The sequence below is a fragment of the Variovorax sp. P4_B10 genome, assembly GCF_056402375.1.
Genome location: NZ_JBFUHN010000006.1, coordinates 1 through 15,563, shown reverse-complemented (window position 1 = coordinate 15,563; position 15,563 = coordinate 1). Strand labels below are relative to the sequence as shown.

Sequence of the window (15,563 nt, the reverse complement as noted above, 5' to 3'; positions counted from 1 at the left end):
CTGGGGTGGCACGGATTGCCCTGCCTGCACAAAGCGCTACATTTTTGAGAACAACGGAGACCCTGCCATGAATGACATCCGGTTCACTGCCGACGACCTCTCCACCCTGCGCGAACATGGCGTCGTGCTGTTCGCCAACCGCGTGATCTTCGACGCGCAGCCGCCGATGCCCGTGCAGCAGATCGCCGCCGTGCAGGCGCTGTGCGAGGGCCCCCTGCCCGAGGCGCTGGTCGCGCTGTGGCAGCAGACGGCGGGCGGCCGCCTCGACTACGACCTGACGCTCGAGATGAACGGCAACATCGAAGGCATCAGCTGGTCCGAACTGTTCTGGGACGGCAGCGACGGCTACCGCGACCTGAAAGGCTGGATCGAGCACGAGCAGGAACAGGCCGAGGAGGCCGCCGCCGAGGGCGGCGCGCCCTGGAGCGGCAAGCTTTCGCACCTGCCCTTCGGCGGCTTCGAGTACCGCGACCGCATCTACGCCGTGGTCGAGCCCGGTCCGGCGCACGGCCAGATCGTCGCATGGAAGCAGGGCCTGCCGCCTGCATGGACCCACGCCCTGCACGAAGACGGCCTGAGCACCATCGCGCCCGACCTGTATGGCGCCTTTGCCGCGCTGCACCTCGAAGAAGACCCGCTGGCACCGACGAGCGACTATTTCTCGGGGCAGACGCTGCTCGAATACCTCGACAACCGGCACCAGGACCACGGGCTGGACCTCGACCTGATGGACAAGCTGGTCGCTTTCTATGGCCGCGCCGTGGTCGACTGGCGCACGCCGCTGGCCGACGGCACGCTGCGCCACCAGCCGGCGCTCGCGCGCGCGGCGCTGCGCCATGCGATCGCGACCGACGACGCGGCGCTCGTCGTCGAACTCGCCGCTGCTGGCGTGAGCTTCGACGGGCCGCAGCAAGGCAGCGCCCTTGCAACCGACGTCGCGGTGGGCCACGATGCTTTCGCGGCGGCTGCGGCGCTGGTGCGCGCAGGCGCGCCGGTGGCGACTGATGTCCTGCGCAACATCGACGGACAGATCTCGCCCGAACTCACCAGCGCACTGCTGGCCAACGGCGCCGAGCCCAACGTGGCGGCCATCGTCAAGTGCGCGGCCTGCGGCGCCCCTGCGAGCGCGCACCTGATCGCCGATGCATGCACGCAGGCCGGCATCGACGTACCGCCCGCCTTCGTCGCGGATCGCGATGCCATGCTGCTCGAACTCGAGACCACGCTCGCGAAGATGCGCGACGGCAAGCACGGTCACTATCTGGGGCAGGAAGGGCTGGCCGAGCGCATCGAGCACCTGCAGGCCTTCCGGCTCTGAGGGGCCGCCGCCCCCCGCTCAACCGCCGTACAGCCAGGGCTGATCGAGCAGCCGCGTGCCCAGCATGCGCATCGCCATGTCCCGGCCGAGGCGCACGGCACCGGTTGCGTGGAAGATCTCGCCGTTGCGCCTCGCCCGTGCCTGCACCTGCGCGTTGCGCGCCCAGCGTGCCTCGGCGTAGCGGGCAAAGGCAGCGGGCACATCGACGGCACTGCCATCGCCCAGCGCGTCGGCCAGCGCCACCGCATCTTCGATGGCCATGCCCGCGCCTTGGGCGAGATACGGCACCATCGGGTGCGCCGCGTCGCCCACGAGCGCAACGCGTTCATGGGCCATGTCGGCCGCGGAGGTCAGCGGTGCGCGGTCGCTGAGCGTCCAGGCGCGCCAGCCGGGCATGGCGTCGAGCAGCGCCTGCAGGCCGGCACAGCTGCGTCCCATGGCCTGCTTCAGCGCGGCAATGCTGCTGGCCTGGTCCCAGTCGCGCGCGTCGCCGGCCGGAGCGGACTCGGCGATCACCACCACGTTGAGCCAGTCGCCGCCGCGCACCGGGTAGGCCACCGCGTGCAGGCGCGGGCCGAGCCAGACATCGACCTGCCTGCGCCGCAATGCCGCGGGCAGTGCCGATTGCTGCACCAACGCACGCCAGGCCGTGTGGCCGGTGATGCGCGGCGGCTGGTCGGCGGACGCGCAATCCAGCTGCTGCCGCACCATGCTCCAGAGACCATCGGCCCCCACGAGCGCATCGCCCTCCCAGGCGCGCGCGTCGGTGCTCGACACGCACACGAGGTCGTCGCTGGTCTCGACCTGTTCGATGTGGGCGGCGGTGACCAGCGCGCCGGTGCCGCGGGCGCGCACCGCGTCGAGCAGCAACGTGTGCAGGTCGGCGCGATGCACGCAGAAATAAGGCGCGCCGTAGCGCTGCTGCATGGCGTCGCCCAATGGCAGGCGGGCCAGCACGGCACCGTTGCCGGCGCTCTGGACCACCAGCGCATCGGGGCGCGCCGCGATGGCTGCCAGGCCCCGGCCCAGGTCCAGCTGCTGGAGGCGCCGCGTGACGTTGGGGCCGAGTTGCACACCGGCACCGATCTCGCCGAAGACGGCCGCCCGCTCGAAGACATCGGCCCGGTGCCGGCCTCGCGAAAGCGCCAGCGCCGTGGCCAGCCCCCCGATGCCGCCCCCGGCGACGAGGATGTGCGTGGGCATCGGTCTCAGTGGCTGTTCGAGAAGGCCTTGCCGGCGTCCGTGGTGGCGGGGGTCTTGGGCGCGCAGCTGCCGCAGGTGTCGCAGGAGCCGCAGCCCGAAGTCTTGGCGAGCGAGGCCGCCAGCTGGTCGGCGCGTTCCTGGTCGACCAGGCCGGCACGCTGCGTGCCGGCTGCGAGCTTGTGCGCCGCGCTGCGCCGCCAGCCCGCGGGCATCCAGCGCCAGACCGCGTAGAACGCGGCCGCCGCGACGATCAATCCGACGATCAGTTGCTGTGCCATTTCTTCTTCGAACCTTTCATTGCAGGTTTTAACCTGCTCCGAGCGCTACTGCAACGCGGTAGGTGATGAAGCATGCCGCATAAGCGAGCGCGAACAGGTAGCCCGCCATGATCCACACATACTTCCACGACCCGGTTTCGCGCTTGACGGCTGCGAGCGTCGAGATGCATTGCGGCGCAAACACGTACCAGACCAGCAGCGACAGCGCCGTGGCCAGCGACCAGGTGCCGGCGATCAGCGGTTCGAGCGCGCCCGCCACGTCGTCGCCGGTGGCCGAAAGCGCGTAGACCGTGCCCAGCGCACCCACCGCCACCTCGCGCGCCGCCATGCCCGGCACCAGCGCGATCGAAATCTGCCAGTTGAAGCCGATGGGCGCGAAGATGTGCTCGAGCCCGCGACCGATCATGCCGGCCAGGCTGTACTGGATGGCCGGCCCCGTGGCGCCTTCGGGCGGCGACGGAAAGGTCGACAGGAACCACAACAGGATGGTGAGCGTGAGGATGATCGTGCCCACGCGCTGGAGGAAGATCCAGGCTCGTTCATACAAACCCACAGCAAGGTTGCGAAGACTGGGCCAGCGGTACGCCGGCAGCTCCATCATCAGCGGCGAATGCTGCTGGTTGTCGCGGAAGCGCTTCATCACCCAGGCCACCGCCATCGCCGAGACGATGCCGAAGACGTACAGAGCGAACAGCACCACCCCCTGCAGGTTGAACACGCCGCCCACGGTGCGCGCCGGAATGAAGGCCGCAATCAGCAGCGCGTAGACCGGCAGGCGCGCCGAGCAGGTCATCAGCGGCGCGATCATGATGGTGGTGATGCGGTCGCGCCAGTTGCTGATGGTGCGCGTGGCCATCACGCCGGGAATGGCGCAGGCAAAGCTCGACAGCAGCGGAATGAAGGAGCGGCCCGAAAGCCCCACGGTGCCCATCACGCGGTCGAGCAGGAATGCGGCGCGCGGCAGGTAGCCCGAATCTTCGAGCGCGAGGATGAACAGGAACAGGATCAGGATCTGCGGCAGGAACACGATCACACCGCCCACGCCGGCAATGACGCCGTCGACCAGCAGGCTCTGCAGCATGCCTTCGGGCATGTGGGCCTTGAGCAGGGTGCCGAGGCCCTCGGTGCCGGCCTTGATGGCGTCCATCGGCACGTTGGCCCAGCTGAACACCGCCTGGAACATCAGGAACATCGTGACCGCGAGCACCAGCATGCCCCACACCGGGTGCATCACCACGCGGTCGATGCGGTCGCTGGTGACCAGGCTGCCGACCGGCTCGCGCACGGCGATGCCGAGGATGCGGCGCACTTCACGCTGCGTGGCGAGCACGTCGTCGAGGCCGGGCGCCTGCCAGGGCTGCGGCGCGGCCGAGGCCACGGGCGTGTCGAGCGCCTCGAGCAAACCCTTCGCGCCACCGGTGTGGACGCCGACGGTTTCGATCACCGGCACGCCCAGCTCGCGCGAGAGCACGGCGGTGTCGACCGCGATGCCCTGCTTCTTTGCCATGTCGGTCATGTTGAGCGCCACCACCATCGGCAGGCCGAGGCGCTTGGCCTCGAGCACGAGCCGCAGGTTGAGCCGCAGATTGGTGGCGTCGGTCACGCACACCAGCAGGTCGGGCAACGGCTCGCTGCTCTTGCCCGTGACCACGTCGCGCGTCACGGCTTCGTCCGCGCTGAGCGCGTTGAGGCTGTAAGCGCCCGGCAGGTCGAGCACGAACACGCGGCGGCCCGATGCGGTGCGCAGCAGGCCTTCCTTGCGCTCGACCGTCACGCCGGCGTAGTTGGCCACCTTCTGGCGGCTGCCGGTGAGCAGGTTGAAGAGCGCCGTCTTGCCGCAGTTGGGATTGCCCAGCAGCGCAATGCGCCCCGGCTGTGCGGTCGCCGCGAGGCGCCCCGGCCCCTGGATGACGGTTTCAACCATGGCGTGCGCCTTCCGGCACGCCCGGTGCCACGTGAATCAGCGCGGCCTCGTGGCGGCGCAATGCAAAAGTGGTGTGGCCCAGCCGCACCGCCAGGGGCTCGCGCCCCGGCAGGCCGCTGGCCACGATGCGCACGGCTTCGCCCGGCACGAAGCCGATCTCGGTCAGGCGCAGTGCCAACTCTTGCCCCTCGGCGTCGGCCGACCGCACGACGTCCAATACCGTCGCCCACTGATGGTTGGGTAATTCGTCCAGACGGATAGAGACAGGGGTAGCGGCCACGGAAAGAGGGATGGTCATGCGGGTTGGAACTCGTTCATCTCAGCAATGAGAACTATTATCATTGAAACGGACTCATCCCTGGTCTCAGTGGGCCATCACTGCCCGCCAGACGTCGACGATTTGCGCCCCTGCTCCAAGGTCTCAACCCGGCCGAATCCACGAGGACGAGGACCCCCCTCTCCGCGGACAAGCCAGCGTTTCGCCGCCTCAACGATATGTGGCACTAAAACCCGCCGATCCGTGCACTCCTGCACGGCGCTGTGCTGTCACGGCCGCCTCATCTACCTAAGATAGCCGGACATAAAAAAGACTTCAGGGAGTCGCAGTGTTTCACCAAACGCAAGCTATTGCGTGGGGCGCTCGTGTGCGCGCTACAAGCCGCCTTTCGGCGGGTACGGCCTTGTCCATTCTGGCCGTCACGCTCATCGGGTGCGGTGCGCCTGCACCCAAAGAGTATGGTGGCTCCTGGGCGCCGGTGAACCGGTTCCAGAGTGCGCCTACCGAGATCCCGCTCTCGCCCGCCTATACGTTCTACGCTTCGCCCATGGACGCGACGCTCAGGACCATGCTGAAGCGCTGGGCGTCGGACAACGGACTGCAGTTGTCCTATCAAATAGGTTCCGACTTCACCCTCCACCAACCTGTAGCGAAGGTTCGCACCAACGACCTCCAGTCCGCCATGGGTGAGCTGAGCGCCATCTACTCGCCGCAGGGTGTGTCCATTTCGGCGGACGGCAAGCAAATCCTGGTTCAGGCCACAAGCGCCGCTGCGCCAGCCACACCCGGGCCGCGCTGATGTTCAAGAACAACGCGTCGTCGTCGAAGATCGACGAAGCCATCGCTCAATCGATCAACTTCGAGCTCACTGTTGCGGACATCGCGCGACGCAGCGAGCGGCGCGCCTGGTGGGTTGCGAGCTCTGCCGTGGTCATGTCGCTGGTGCTGCTGGGTGGCTACTTCTACGTGCTGCCGCTCAAGGAGAAAGTGCCGTATCTGGTCATCGCAGATGCGTACACGGGCACCAGCACCGCCGCACGCCTGACCGACGACGCGGCCTTGCAGCGCATCACCACGAGCGAAGCGATCAATCGCAGCAACGTTGCCCACTTCGTGCTGGCCCGCGAATCCTACGACCTGGCGATTACCAATTTGCGCGACTGGACCACGGTACTGACCATGTCGTCGGGCAACGTCTCCGGCGGCTACACCAACTTGTATTCGTCGGGAAATCCCATCAACCCGTACACCATTTACGGCAAGGACAAAGCCATCCGGGTCCGCATCCTGAGCATCACCCTGATCGGTGGCGGAGGCGGCGAAATTCCCAAGGGCGCGACAGTGCGCTTCCAGCGCAGCATCTACAACAAGCAGAACGGCTCCTCGGCGCCTCTGGACAGCAAGATCGTGACGATGGCGTTCACCTACAAGTCGAACCTCACGATGGACGAGCAGCAGCGGATCGAAAATCCACTCGGCTTCCAGGTTACCGACTATCGCGTGGATACCGACTACGCCTCATCACCGCCCGAAGAAGTCCCAAGCAATCTCAAGCCCGCCGAAAGCATGCCCGCGATGCAAGGCGCGGCGCTCCCGCCGGGCACCGATGCCCGTGCTGGCGCGGTAGGCAGTGCCCAAGCGGTGGCTCCGCCTGCGCAACCCGTGATGCCAACCACTCCTCCTCCACCCAGTTTTGGGGTACCAGGCGCCCCCGCGCCAGCTGCCACCGTCGCGCCGACAGGTGCCAATCAGGGAACGCGCCGCCGATGAAAACACAACAGTCCAACCGCCGCCGACGGGCGCTGATGGCCGCAGCGTGCGCAGTCGTCGTCAGCGCCATGCCTTGCGCCTTTGCGCAAACTGTCCAGATGTACGAGTACCAGCCCGATCGCATCTACCCGGTGCGTGTCGGCTTGGGCATCAGCACCCAGATCGAGTTGAGTCCCGAAGAAAAGATCCTCGACTACAGCACCGGCTTCAGCAGTGGCTGGGACCTCAGTCGTCGCGACAACGTCTTCTACCTGAAGCCGAAGAACGTCGATGTGGACACGAACATGATGATCCGCACCGCGATCAATTCGTACATCTTCGAACTCAAGGTCGTGGCCACGGACTGGCGAACCCTGGAGCAGGCGCGCAATGCGGGCGTCCAATACCGGATCAAGTTCACCTACCCCGCCGACATGACTTTCGGCAAGCAAGCCAAAAGCGTCGCCGAGGCGCCCGCGCTCAACACGGCGCTGCTCAAGGACCGGAGCTACAACTTCGAGTACGACTTTGCCACCAGCAGCGCCGCCGCAGCCTGGCTGGTTCCGATCAATGTCTACGACGACAGCCGCTTCACCTACATCAAGATGAGCGACCTCAAGCAGTTCCCCACGGGCAACTTCCCGACCGTCTACATGCGCCAGAAGGAGCGCGACGAGGACTCCGTGGTGAACACCACCGTCGAAGGCAGCACCCTCATTGTCCACGGGACCTATCCCTACCTGGTCATCCGCCACGGCGACAACGTCGTGGGTCTTCGCAGGAACACCGTCCAGTGAACCAACATCCTCCTTCCCAAACAGGAGACGCCGTGCCCGATCATGACCGGCGAGATCCCACGGACGGCAATAGCCAGCCTGCACAAGCCAATCCCTATTCGAGGCAATTCGAGGGCATGGGAGCGCCTGCTGCACCCAATCTCGACGCGCACGCGCCTGAGCTCAAATCCAGCGAGATGCAACGCATGAATCGCCGCGCGCTGAGCTTCCTGGCGGGTATCGTGCTTCTGCTCGGGTTGGCTGCCATCTGGCTGATCGGCAACGTACTGCGCCCCGACAAGCCACAAAAGGCCAAGGAAGAAGTGGTTACGGTCCCCGCGGCCCCCCAACTGCCGGCACCGCCGCCCCCGCCACGGGTTGCCACGCCGCCAACCCCACCCATCCCTCTGGCCCAGCCATCGCTGCCGCCGATTCCGCCCGCACCGCAAGGCCCGCAAGGTCCGAAGGGTCCGACGCTCATGGAGCGCCGCATGGCATCGAGCGCGGGGACGATTGCAGTGGGTCCCGCTGATGGTGGCCAGCCTGGGCAAAGTCAATATCCCGGCATGACGGGCGGCATGGGCGGCATCCCCGGCCTGCCCGGCGCGGGCGGCGACCAGGGCATCGCGCCGAACAGCGCCTACCGCATGAAGCCACTGTCGGCCGTGTCGAGCGCACAAGCCCTTATCCATCCGAATGTGCTGATGCTGCGCGGCACCTACATCCGCTGCGTGCTGGAGACGCATATCGTCAGCGACATTCCGGGCTTCACGTCCTGCGTCGTGACCGAGCCGGTCTACTCCGTCACCGGCAAGCGCCTGTTGCTGCCGAAGGGCTCCAAGGTACTTGGAAAGTACGACACCGAACCCAATGGTGATCGCATCGCCGTCATCTGGGATCGCATCGTCACCCCGAACGGGATCGATGTGAACATGGCCAGTCCCGGCGTCGACAACCTCGGTGGATCGGGTCATCCGGGCTACCTCGATCAGCACTGGGCCCAGCGCATCACCTCGGCCCTGCTGATCAGCATGTTCGCCGACGCCTTCAAATATGAACTGGCAAAGCACGGCCCGCAGTCGACCACCGTTGCAGCGGGCGGGCTCGCCGTCCAGTCGCCTTATGAGAGCACCACGGCGCAGACGTTGCAGAGCTTGGCCGGCCAGGCCGTGCGCCGCAACGCCAACCGGCCCGACACGGTCACCATCAACCAGGGCACCGTCGTCAACGTCTACGTCGCAAAGGATGTCGACTTCAGCGCTGTGGTGGCGAACTTCTGACACGGCATAGCTTGACATGACCGAAGAACTCGTTGCCGCCGTCTCGAACGATTTTCTGGATTACCAGTACCAGGTGCTGGGCATCCGGGACTTCATGCACGCGCCCGATGTCACCGAAATTTGCATCAACCGGCCCGGCGAGATTTACCTCGAAAACCGTTCCGGCTGGCAGCGCGTCGAGGTGCCAGGCCTCACCGCCGCGCGTGCGCTGCAGTTCTGCACCACCGTGGTCAACGAAAGCAACACGGGCCAGCGCATCACCGACGTCAACCCGGTCGTCTCGCTGACTTTTCCCACCGGCCAGCGCGCCCAGTTCGTTATTCCCCCGGCCGTCGAAGCGAGCCAGGTGTCCATCACCATCCGGCTCCCGTCCAGGCAAACCCGCACCCTGGGCCAGTACCACGAGGACGGATTTTTCGACAAGCTGCTCGAGGAAACATCAGGCCTTAACGCGCACGACAGGGAACTGCTCGAATTGCGCGCCGCAGGGCGCTACGCGGACTTTTTCAAGCAAGCCGTCCTCCACAAGAAAAACATCGTGGTCTCGGGTGCTACCGGCAGCGGCAAGACCACCTTCATGAAGTCGCTCGTCCACCACATCCCGCCCGATGAGCGCCTCGTCACCATCGAAGACGCGCGCGAACTCTTCATCGAGCAGCCCAACGTGGTGCACCTGCTCTACTCCAAGGGAGGCCAGAGCACCGCCAACATCAGCGCCAAGAATTGCATGGAAGCATGCCTGCGCATGAAGCCCGACCGGATCATCCTGGCCGAATTGCGCGGCGACGAGGCGTTCTATTTCATCCGCAACTGCGCCTCGGGCCACCCAGGCTCCATCACGAGCTGCCACTCGGGCAGCACCGAGCAAACCTGGGACCAACTGGCGCTCATGGTCAAGGCCTCAAGCGAAGGCGCCGGGCTCGAATTTGCCACCATCAAGCGCCTGCTCACGATGACCATCGACATCATCGTGCACATCAAGGCCCATGCGGGGCGGCGGTACATCACGGGCATCGACTTCGACCCCGGTCGCCTGGCGCCGTCAGGCGCCTCCTGAGGCCGAAGGAGCAAACACCGTGTTCCCGGGAATGGAAGCCATCGCTTGCCCCAACCTCGCCGTTCCGGCGCAGGTCATGCGACACGTCGTGCACGTCGAGTCCGGCGCCAATCCGTTCGCCATCGGCGTCGTCGGAGGCCAGCTCGTGCGGCAGCCCAAAACGCTTGAAGAAGCGGTGGCCACGGCGCAAATGCTCAAGTCCAAGGGCTACAACTATTCGCTTGGCGCAGCGCAAGTCAATCAGGTCAACTTTCGCAAGTACGGGTTTGACACCCACGAAAAAGCCTTCGATCTTTGCGCCAATCTGGCCGCCGGTGCCAGCATCCTGGCCAACTGTTATGCCCGCGGCGGCGGCGACTGGGGCAAGGCCTTCAGCTGCTACTACTCCGGCAACTTTGTGAGCGGGTTTCGCAGCGGCTACGTGCAGAAAATCTACGACTCGATCGGTCGCGGCGTCACCCTCGCACAAGCACCGGCCGGGGCCCCATCCGCCGCGGCAGTGCAATCCACAAACGCGGCATCGCGCATCTCGATGCGCGTGGTTCCGCTGGGTGCTTCCACGCAACCAGTTACCGCGCCTGCAATCACTGCCGCGCCCGTTGTCCCGCCAGTTGCTGCGGCGGCGGGCGCCGCCCCTGATGTCTTCGTGCCCCAGGTTCGCTATCCAGCCGCGGGCAACGTGCCAGCCGCAGCAGCACAGGCCGCTCCGACCGACCGCCCTGCCGGCGACGGCGCGTTCGTTTTCTGACCCGGCCCTTCACTTTTATCAACCAGAGAGGAACTCACCATGCACCGCCCACACAACAACACCGCCGCTCCATCGTTCGCTAGCAGCACGCACGCGCGCACGCTTCGCAATCTCGCCATTGCCGCGCTGATCGTCCTGCCTTGCCTAGCCATGGCTCAGGGGTCGGCAGACGGGGGGCTCGGGGAAACCGCCTGCGGTTTTGTCAAAACCATCGTCGGCGTGCTCAACGCCGTGTCCATCGTGGTTGTCACCGTCGCCATCATCTTCTCGGGCTACCAGATTGCGTTCGCCCACAAGCGCATCAGCGACGTTGCTCCAGTCTTCATTGGTGCCCTGCTGATCGGCGCGGCCACCCAGATCGCCAAACTGTTTCTTGGCGGCAGCTCCACCGTCGGCGGCGGCACCAGCTGCTCGGCCAGCATCGCGGTCGATCCCTTGACCCAACTCGCCAGCGTTGTGCAGTCGCTGGCCCACCATGCATAAAAACGCGATGTTCCGCGGCTGCACCCGCCCGCCCATGTTCATGGGCGTGCCCTACGTGCCCTTTTTCGTGGGCGCGGGCGGATGCATGTTGCTGGCCATGTACTTCAACCTGTTCTATTTGCTGCTGATCCCGCCGGTCATTTTCGTCATGCGCATGATGGCCAAGCGCGACGAGATGATTTTTCGGTTGCTCGGGTTGCGCCTGCAGTTCCGTGTCCGCACGCGCAACATCGGACAGCATGAGGGCATGTGGGTGTTCACGCCCAACGTATATCGCGGGCAGTCCAAGGACAACGTCTAGAAGAAGCCAGGATTTCACAGCCATGTCCACGCCCCCCTTCAGCCCTGACACGCCCATCAGCGAATTCATCCCGCTGTCCACGCACGTGTCTCCTACCGTGCTCAAGACCACGGGTGGCGACTACTTCCTGACCTGGCGACTGGAAGGGTTGCCCTTCGTCGGCCGCGAAGAATGGGAACTCGAGCACCGGCACAACACCTTCAATCGCATGCTGCAAACGCTGCGCGCGCCGGACTTCACCAATGTGGCCTTCTGGGTGCACGACCTGCGCCGCCGCCGGCACGTCAAGGACAGCAGCCGGTTCAAGGAAGCCTTCAACCAAGCGCTGTCCGACGCCTACTTCAAAGGGCTCTCGGCGCAAAAGCTCATGCAGAACGAGCTCTACGTGACGATGCTGTACCGCCCCGTGGTCTCGGGCAAACGCTTCGTCGAAAAGTCCGCCAATGTCTCTAGGCTGGCCTCCGAACAGCAGCAAGCCATCGACAAGGTACTGGAACTGGCCGGCAACATGGAGGCCGTGCTCAAGGACTACGCGCCCACGCGCCTTCGCATGTACGAAGCCACCAACGGCATCGTTTTTTCGGAAACCCTCGAATTCTTCGGCTACCTGCTCAACCGCGTCGACGAGCCCGTGCCGGTGCTGAAGGCGCCCGTCTACCGCTACCTGGCCGTCAGCCGTCAGCGCTTCTCGGCCAAGACCGGTGACTTCGTGCTGACCACACCCAACGGCGTCAACCACTTTGGCGCCATCCTCAATGTCAAGGAATACCCCGACGGTACCCATCCCGGCATCCTCAACGGGCTCAAGTACCTCGACTTCGAATACGTCGTCACCCATTCCTTCAGCCCCATGGGGCGGCACGACGCGCTCAAGGCGCTCGAGCGCACCAAGGGCATGATGATTTCGTCCGGCGACAAAGCCGTCAGCCAGATCGTCGAGCTCGATCAGGCCATGGACCAGATTTCGTCCGGCAACTTTGTGCTGGGCCAGTATCACTTCACCATCGCCGTCTACGCGCCCGACCAGGCGACGCTTTCCCAGCACATCGCCACTACGCGTGCCGAGCTCTCCAACGCGGGCTTCGTGTCGATCAAGGAAGACCTGGCCGTCACCGCGGCGTTCTACGCGCAATTTCCCGGCAACTGGAAATACCGCACCCGGTTGGCGAACGTCAGCTCGCTCAACTTTTTGGGCATGTCGCCACTGCACAACTTTGCCAGTGGCAAGCGCGACAACAACCCCTGGGGCCCGTGCGTCACCACGCTGCAGACCGTCAACGGCCAGCCTTACTTCTTCAACTTTCACGCCACGCTGCCGGGCGAGAACTCCCTGGGCGAAAAGGCCATTGCCAACACCATGGTCATCGGCAAGTCTGGCACCGGCAAGACCGCGCTCATCAACTTCCTGCTCAGCCAGATCCAGAAGCTCGACCCGTCGCCCACCATCTTCTTCTTCGACAAGGATCGCGGCGCCGAGATCTTCGTGCGCGCCTGCGGCGGCAACTACCTCTCGCTGGAAAACGGCCAGCCTACCGGCTTCAATCCCTTCCACTGCGAGCGCACCGAGGCCAACGTCCAGTTCCTGAGCGACCTCGTCAAGGTGCTGGCCGCCAAGCCGGTCTATACCTCCCGCGAGGAAGACGACATCTTCCGCGCCGTCGAAGCCATGCTCGACACCCCCGAGCACCTGCGCAACATGACCAACTTCCAGAAGAGCCTGCCCAACATGGGCGACGACGGCCTCTTCATTCGCATGCGCAAGTGGACCGCGGGCAACTCGCTGGGCTGGGTGTTCGACAACCCCAAAGACACCATCGACCTGCAAAAAGCCAACATCATCGGCTTCGATTACACCGATGTCATCGACAACCCCGAGGTACGCGTCCCGGTCATCAACTACCTGTTGCACCGGCTCGATGCCCTGATCGATGGCCGCCGCCTCATCTACGTGATGGACGAATTCTGGAAAATTCTCGATGGCGGCGGCGCCCTCAAGGACTTTGCCAAGAACAAGCAGAAGACCATCCGCAAACAGAACGGCATGGGCATCTTCGCCACCCAGAGCCCCGAAGACGCGCTGGGCAGCGACATTTCGGCCGCGCTCATCGAGCAGACCGCCACCATGATCCTGCTGCCCAACCCCAACGCCAGCCGCAAGGACTACATCGAGGGCCTGAAGCTCACCGAGTCCGAGTACCAGGTGGTGGTCAGCCTCGACGAGCGCTCGCGCCGCTTTCTCGTCAAGCAGGGCCACATGTCTTCGGTGTGCCAGCTCGACCTGCGCGGCATGGACGATGCGCTGGCCGTGATTTCCGCCTCCACCGACAACATCGAAATCCTGCATGGCGTGCTGGACGCAAGCACCAGAGCCGAAGGCATCTCCGTGAATGACCTGCGGCCCGAGCAATGGCTGCAGGACTTCTACGACCAGCGCAAGGGCAGCGGCAAGCGTGTCTCCGCGTCCATCGAACAGCCCGGCCAGCGCGCGGCGCGTCCGCGTCTCATTGCATGACCGGCCGGCCCCACACCCTTTCGACGATCGCTTCAATATTTCGGAGGTTTTCAATGAGGCTACGCATCCATTTGGCCGGCTTTTCCCTCGCGCTCGGGGTCGCCAGCCTCAGCACATCCGCACAAGCCCAGGTTCCAGACGCCTGCACCCTGTACCTCTGCATGGCGAGCATCTCCGGTCAAGGCACACCTCCCGGCAACTGCTCCTCCGCCATTGCCTACTGGCACATACCGGCCCCCGGTGGCCTTGCCATCTGGACCTACTACCCCGTTATCAAGTTCTGGCCGGACCAGTCCTACGAGTACCGCAAGCAATACATGAACAGCTGCTCGGGCGCCACCAACACCTCAAACAACAGCAATATTTCCGACACCATCATGAACCAATGGGGCCGCGTCGAGTAAGCATCACAACAACAGCACCCACCCAGGAAGCCGCCATGATCCGCCGCCCTACCCCCGCTCGCGCCGAGCCTGTTCAAATCCCGTCGCGCAAGACCTTGCGAGGTGCAGCACGTGCAGTTCGCGCAGCTTTCCTTGTCGTCGCGGCCACCGTCCTCGTCGGGATCGCCCATGCGGACGTCGATGTCAGCGACTCAAAGGCCCAAGACAAACTCGACGACATCAAAAGCCGTCTCGGCGAAGGCGACCTGAACGAGACGGCCGCCAACGTCGACAAGACGACCTCCAAGCTCCTCAAGGAGATCCAGACCAGTGTCCCCAATCTGGGTTTTTTGGCCACACTGACCCCCAACAACCAGCTCCAGAAAATCTCGGACACCTCCGGCTACGTGCAGCAGGCCTGTCCCAGCAAGGGTGGCGCATTGGGCGCTGCCGCAGGAGCTGGCGGCGCCAGCCAGAACGTGACCACGATCGCGACCGTCAGCGCGGGCAACTCTTCTTCGGTCAAGCAGCAAATCTGCCAGCAGCTCATCCAGTTGCGCGTCCAGGCCTTCAACGACAGCATCGAGATGGCGAACCGCTTCCAGCAATACAGCGAACATCTCACGAAGATCGACGACAACCRCAGATCCATCTCGAACCAGGGCGACCTGTGGGCCAACACCAACGAGGCGTTGCGCACCATCGGAAAGCTGCAAGCCGAAATGGGCTTCTGGCGTACTCGTTTGGCGGCCTACGAGTCCGCCATCAGGTTCCACGAGGGTCAGCAAAACGCCCTCACCCAGACCGCCATTAGCGGCAGCCTTCCCAGTACAGGCCAGCTCATCCAGACAGGCGCCCTGGCAGCAGCGCTGGCCATCAAGTAAAGGCGCCTCATCATGGAAATGGCCTATTTCGCCCTGATCTACGTTTGGGTCGACGACAAGATCAACACCTTTCGCGACGACTTCATGCACAACACGATGTCAGCGGTCGCCGCGATCGTCTTGGTGCTGTTCACAGCCTGGATCATGGTGCAGGGCTTTCGCATCCTTACGGGCCAGTCGCGCGAGCCGATGATGGGGCTGGTGGTCAGTGCGAGCCGCACCACCCTCATCCTGATCGCCGCCTCCACCATGGCCCTGGGTGGCTCCAGCATCCAGACCTTCTTCACCGACACCATGGCCTCGGGCATCAATGGCCTGGTCACCGGCAGCAACGACAAGCCCGAGAAGGTCATCGACAAGAACCTGGCCTACACCGTGATGGCGATGGGC

At 64.7% G+C, this 15,563-nt stretch carries 17 protein-coding genes; 13 read left to right on the top strand and 4 right to left on the bottom strand.

Features of this window, described 5'->3' with window-relative positions; all coding sequences use genetic code 11:
- Nucleotides 1-67: 67 nt before the first annotated feature.
- Nucleotides 68-1,318, top strand: coding sequence for an SMI1/KNR4 family protein (locus AC1DXX_RS04730; RefSeq protein ID WP_478133012.1), 1,251 nt, complete (start codon nucleotides 68-70; stop codon nucleotides 1,316-1,318).
- An 18-nt stretch (nucleotides 1,319-1,336) separates the two neighbouring features.
- On the opposite strand, the gene AC1DXX_RS04725 is transcribed toward AC1DXX_RS04730, so the two are convergent.
- From AC1DXX_RS04725 to AC1DXX_RS04710, 4 genes are read right to left on the bottom strand one after another with little or no spacing between them, the layout of a single operon-like run.
- Entirely contained in the window at nucleotides 1,337-2,521 is a 1,185-nt protein-coding gene (locus AC1DXX_RS04725) for an FAD-dependent monooxygenase (RefSeq protein WP_478133011.1), read from the bottom strand.
- A 5-nt stretch (nucleotides 2,522-2,526) separates the two neighbouring features.
- Nucleotides 2,527-2,799 (bottom strand): DUF6587 family protein, encoded by a 273-nt coding sequence (locus AC1DXX_RS04720; RefSeq protein WP_478133010.1) that lies wholly within the window; start codon nucleotides 2,797-2,799, stop codon nucleotides 2,527-2,529.
- Nucleotides 2,800-2,827: 28 nt separating this feature from the next.
- Complete coding sequence (gene feoB, locus AC1DXX_RS04715; protein ID WP_478133009.1) at nucleotides 2,828-4,723, bottom strand: ferrous iron transporter B; 1,896 nt, start codon at nucleotides 4,721-4,723, stop codon at nucleotides 2,828-2,830.
- On the bottom strand, nucleotides 4,716-5,021 hold the full coding sequence (locus AC1DXX_RS04710; RefSeq protein ID WP_478133008.1) for a FeoA family protein: 306 nt from the start codon (nucleotides 5,019-5,021) through the stop codon (nucleotides 4,716-4,718). The genes feoB and AC1DXX_RS04710 overlap by 8 nt, the downstream gene beginning before the upstream one ends.
- Before the next feature lie 526 nt (nucleotides 5,022-5,547).
- On the opposite strand from AC1DXX_RS04710, the gene AC1DXX_RS04705 reads away from it, so the two are divergent.
- The 12 genes from AC1DXX_RS04705 to AC1DXX_RS04650 form a co-directional block, all read left to right on the top strand.
- Complete coding sequence (locus AC1DXX_RS04705; protein WP_200934286.1) at nucleotides 5,548-5,799, top strand: TcpQ domain-containing protein; 252 nt, start codon at nucleotides 5,548-5,550, stop codon at nucleotides 5,797-5,799.
- The gene (locus AC1DXX_RS04700; RefSeq protein ID WP_478133007.1) at nucleotides 5,799-6,770 is read left to right on the top strand and encodes a VirB8 family type IV secretion system protein; all 972 of its coding nucleotides are present in this window, start codon (nucleotides 5,799-5,801) and stop codon (nucleotides 6,768-6,770) included. Before AC1DXX_RS04705 ends, AC1DXX_RS04700 begins: the two co-directional genes overlap by 1 nt.
- The gene (locus AC1DXX_RS04695) at nucleotides 6,767-7,546 is read left to right on the top strand and encodes a TrbG/VirB9 family P-type conjugative transfer protein (RefSeq protein ID WP_478133006.1); all 780 of its coding nucleotides are present in this window, start codon (nucleotides 6,767-6,769) and stop codon (nucleotides 7,544-7,546) included. The genes AC1DXX_RS04700 and AC1DXX_RS04695 overlap by 4 nt, the downstream gene beginning before the upstream one ends.
- A gap of 32 nt (nucleotides 7,547-7,578) precedes the next feature.
- Nucleotides 7,579-8,805 (top strand): TrbI/VirB10 family protein, encoded by a 1,227-nt coding sequence (locus AC1DXX_RS04690; RefSeq protein ID WP_478133005.1) that lies wholly within the window; start codon nucleotides 7,579-7,581, stop codon nucleotides 8,803-8,805.
- Between the two features lie 16 nt (nucleotides 8,806-8,821).
- Entirely contained in the window at nucleotides 8,822-9,862 is a 1,041-nt protein-coding gene (gene virB11, locus AC1DXX_RS04685; RefSeq protein ID WP_478133004.1) for a P-type DNA transfer ATPase VirB11, read from the top strand.
- 19 nt (nucleotides 9,863-9,881) lie between these two features.
- The gene (locus AC1DXX_RS04680) at nucleotides 9,882-10,610 is read left to right on the top strand and encodes a lytic transglycosylase domain-containing protein (protein WP_478133003.1); all 729 of its coding nucleotides are present in this window, start codon (nucleotides 9,882-9,884) and stop codon (nucleotides 10,608-10,610) included.
- A 39-nt stretch (nucleotides 10,611-10,649) separates the two neighbouring features.
- Complete coding sequence (locus AC1DXX_RS04675; RefSeq protein WP_478133002.1) at nucleotides 10,650-11,093, top strand: TrbC/VirB2 family protein; 444 nt, start codon at nucleotides 10,650-10,652, stop codon at nucleotides 11,091-11,093.
- Nucleotides 11,094-11,100: 7 nt separating this feature from the next.
- A complete protein-coding gene (locus AC1DXX_RS04670; RefSeq protein ID WP_478133001.1) occupies nucleotides 11,101-11,394 on the top strand; it encodes a VirB3 family type IV secretion system protein in 294 nt (97 codons plus the stop codon).
- Between the two features lie 22 nt (nucleotides 11,395-11,416).
- Nucleotides 11,417-13,906 (top strand): VirB4 family type IV secretion/conjugal transfer ATPase, encoded by a 2,490-nt coding sequence (locus AC1DXX_RS04665; RefSeq protein ID WP_478133000.1) that lies wholly within the window; start codon nucleotides 11,417-11,419, stop codon nucleotides 13,904-13,906.
- A gap of 53 nt (nucleotides 13,907-13,959) precedes the next feature.
- The gene (locus AC1DXX_RS04660; protein ID WP_478132999.1) at nucleotides 13,960-14,310 is read left to right on the top strand and encodes a hypothetical protein; all 351 of its coding nucleotides are present in this window, start codon (nucleotides 13,960-13,962) and stop codon (nucleotides 14,308-14,310) included.
- A gap of 35 nt (nucleotides 14,311-14,345) precedes the next feature.
- Nucleotides 14,346-15,173: a hypothetical protein gene (locus AC1DXX_RS04655; RefSeq protein ID WP_478132998.1), complete on the top strand. Its 828-nt coding sequence runs from the start codon at nucleotides 14,346-14,348 to the stop codon at nucleotides 15,171-15,173.
- A gap of 12 nt (nucleotides 15,174-15,185) precedes the next feature.
- Nucleotides 15,186-15,563 (top strand): type IV secretion system protein (locus tag AC1DXX_RS04650; protein ID WP_478132997.1); only part of this gene is annotated, 378 nt, incomplete at its 3' end.

Excerpts from the sequence above, each read along its gene's own strand:
- AC1DXX_RS04730 (WP_478133012.1), top strand. The coding sequence starts at position 68 with ATGAATGACATCCGGTTCACTGCCGACGACCTCTCCACCCTGCGCGAA.
- AC1DXX_RS04725 (WP_478133011.1), bottom strand. The coding sequence starts at position 2,521 with ATGCCCACGCACATCCTCGTCGCCGGGGGCGGCATCGGGGGGCTGGCC.
- AC1DXX_RS04720 (WP_478133010.1), bottom strand. The coding sequence starts at position 2,799 with ATGGCACAGCAACTGATCGTCGGATTGATCGTCGCGGCGGCCGCGTTC.
- feoB (WP_478133009.1), bottom strand. The coding sequence starts at position 4,723 with ATGGTTGAAACCGTCATCCAGGGGCCGGGGCGCCTCGCGGCGACCGCA.
- AC1DXX_RS04710 (WP_478133008.1), bottom strand. The coding sequence starts at position 5,021 with ATGACCATCCCTCTTTCCGTGGCCGCTACCCCTGTCTCTATCCGTCTG.
- AC1DXX_RS04705 (WP_200934286.1), top strand. The coding sequence starts at position 5,548 with ATGGACGCGACGCTCAGGACCATGCTGAAGCGCTGGGCGTCGGACAAC.
- AC1DXX_RS04700 (WP_478133007.1), top strand. The coding sequence starts at position 5,799 with ATGTTCAAGAACAACGCGTCGTCGTCGAAGATCGACGAAGCCATCGCT.
- AC1DXX_RS04695 (WP_478133006.1), top strand. The coding sequence starts at position 6,767 with ATGAAAACACAACAGTCCAACCGCCGCCGACGGGCGCTGATGGCCGCA.
- virB11 (WP_478133004.1), top strand. The coding sequence starts at position 8,822 with ATGACCGAAGAACTCGTTGCCGCCGTCTCGAACGATTTTCTGGATTAC.
- AC1DXX_RS04675 (WP_478133002.1), top strand. The coding sequence starts at position 10,650 with ATGCACCGCCCACACAACAACACCGCCGCTCCATCGTTCGCTAGCAGC.
- AC1DXX_RS04670 (WP_478133001.1), top strand. The coding sequence starts at position 11,101 with ATGTTCCGCGGCTGCACCCGCCCGCCCATGTTCATGGGCGTGCCCTAC.
- AC1DXX_RS04665 (WP_478133000.1), top strand. The coding sequence starts at position 11,417 with ATGTCCACGCCCCCCTTCAGCCCTGACACGCCCATCAGCGAATTCATC.
- AC1DXX_RS04660 (WP_478132999.1), top strand. The coding sequence starts at position 13,960 with ATGAGGCTACGCATCCATTTGGCCGGCTTTTCCCTCGCGCTCGGGGTC.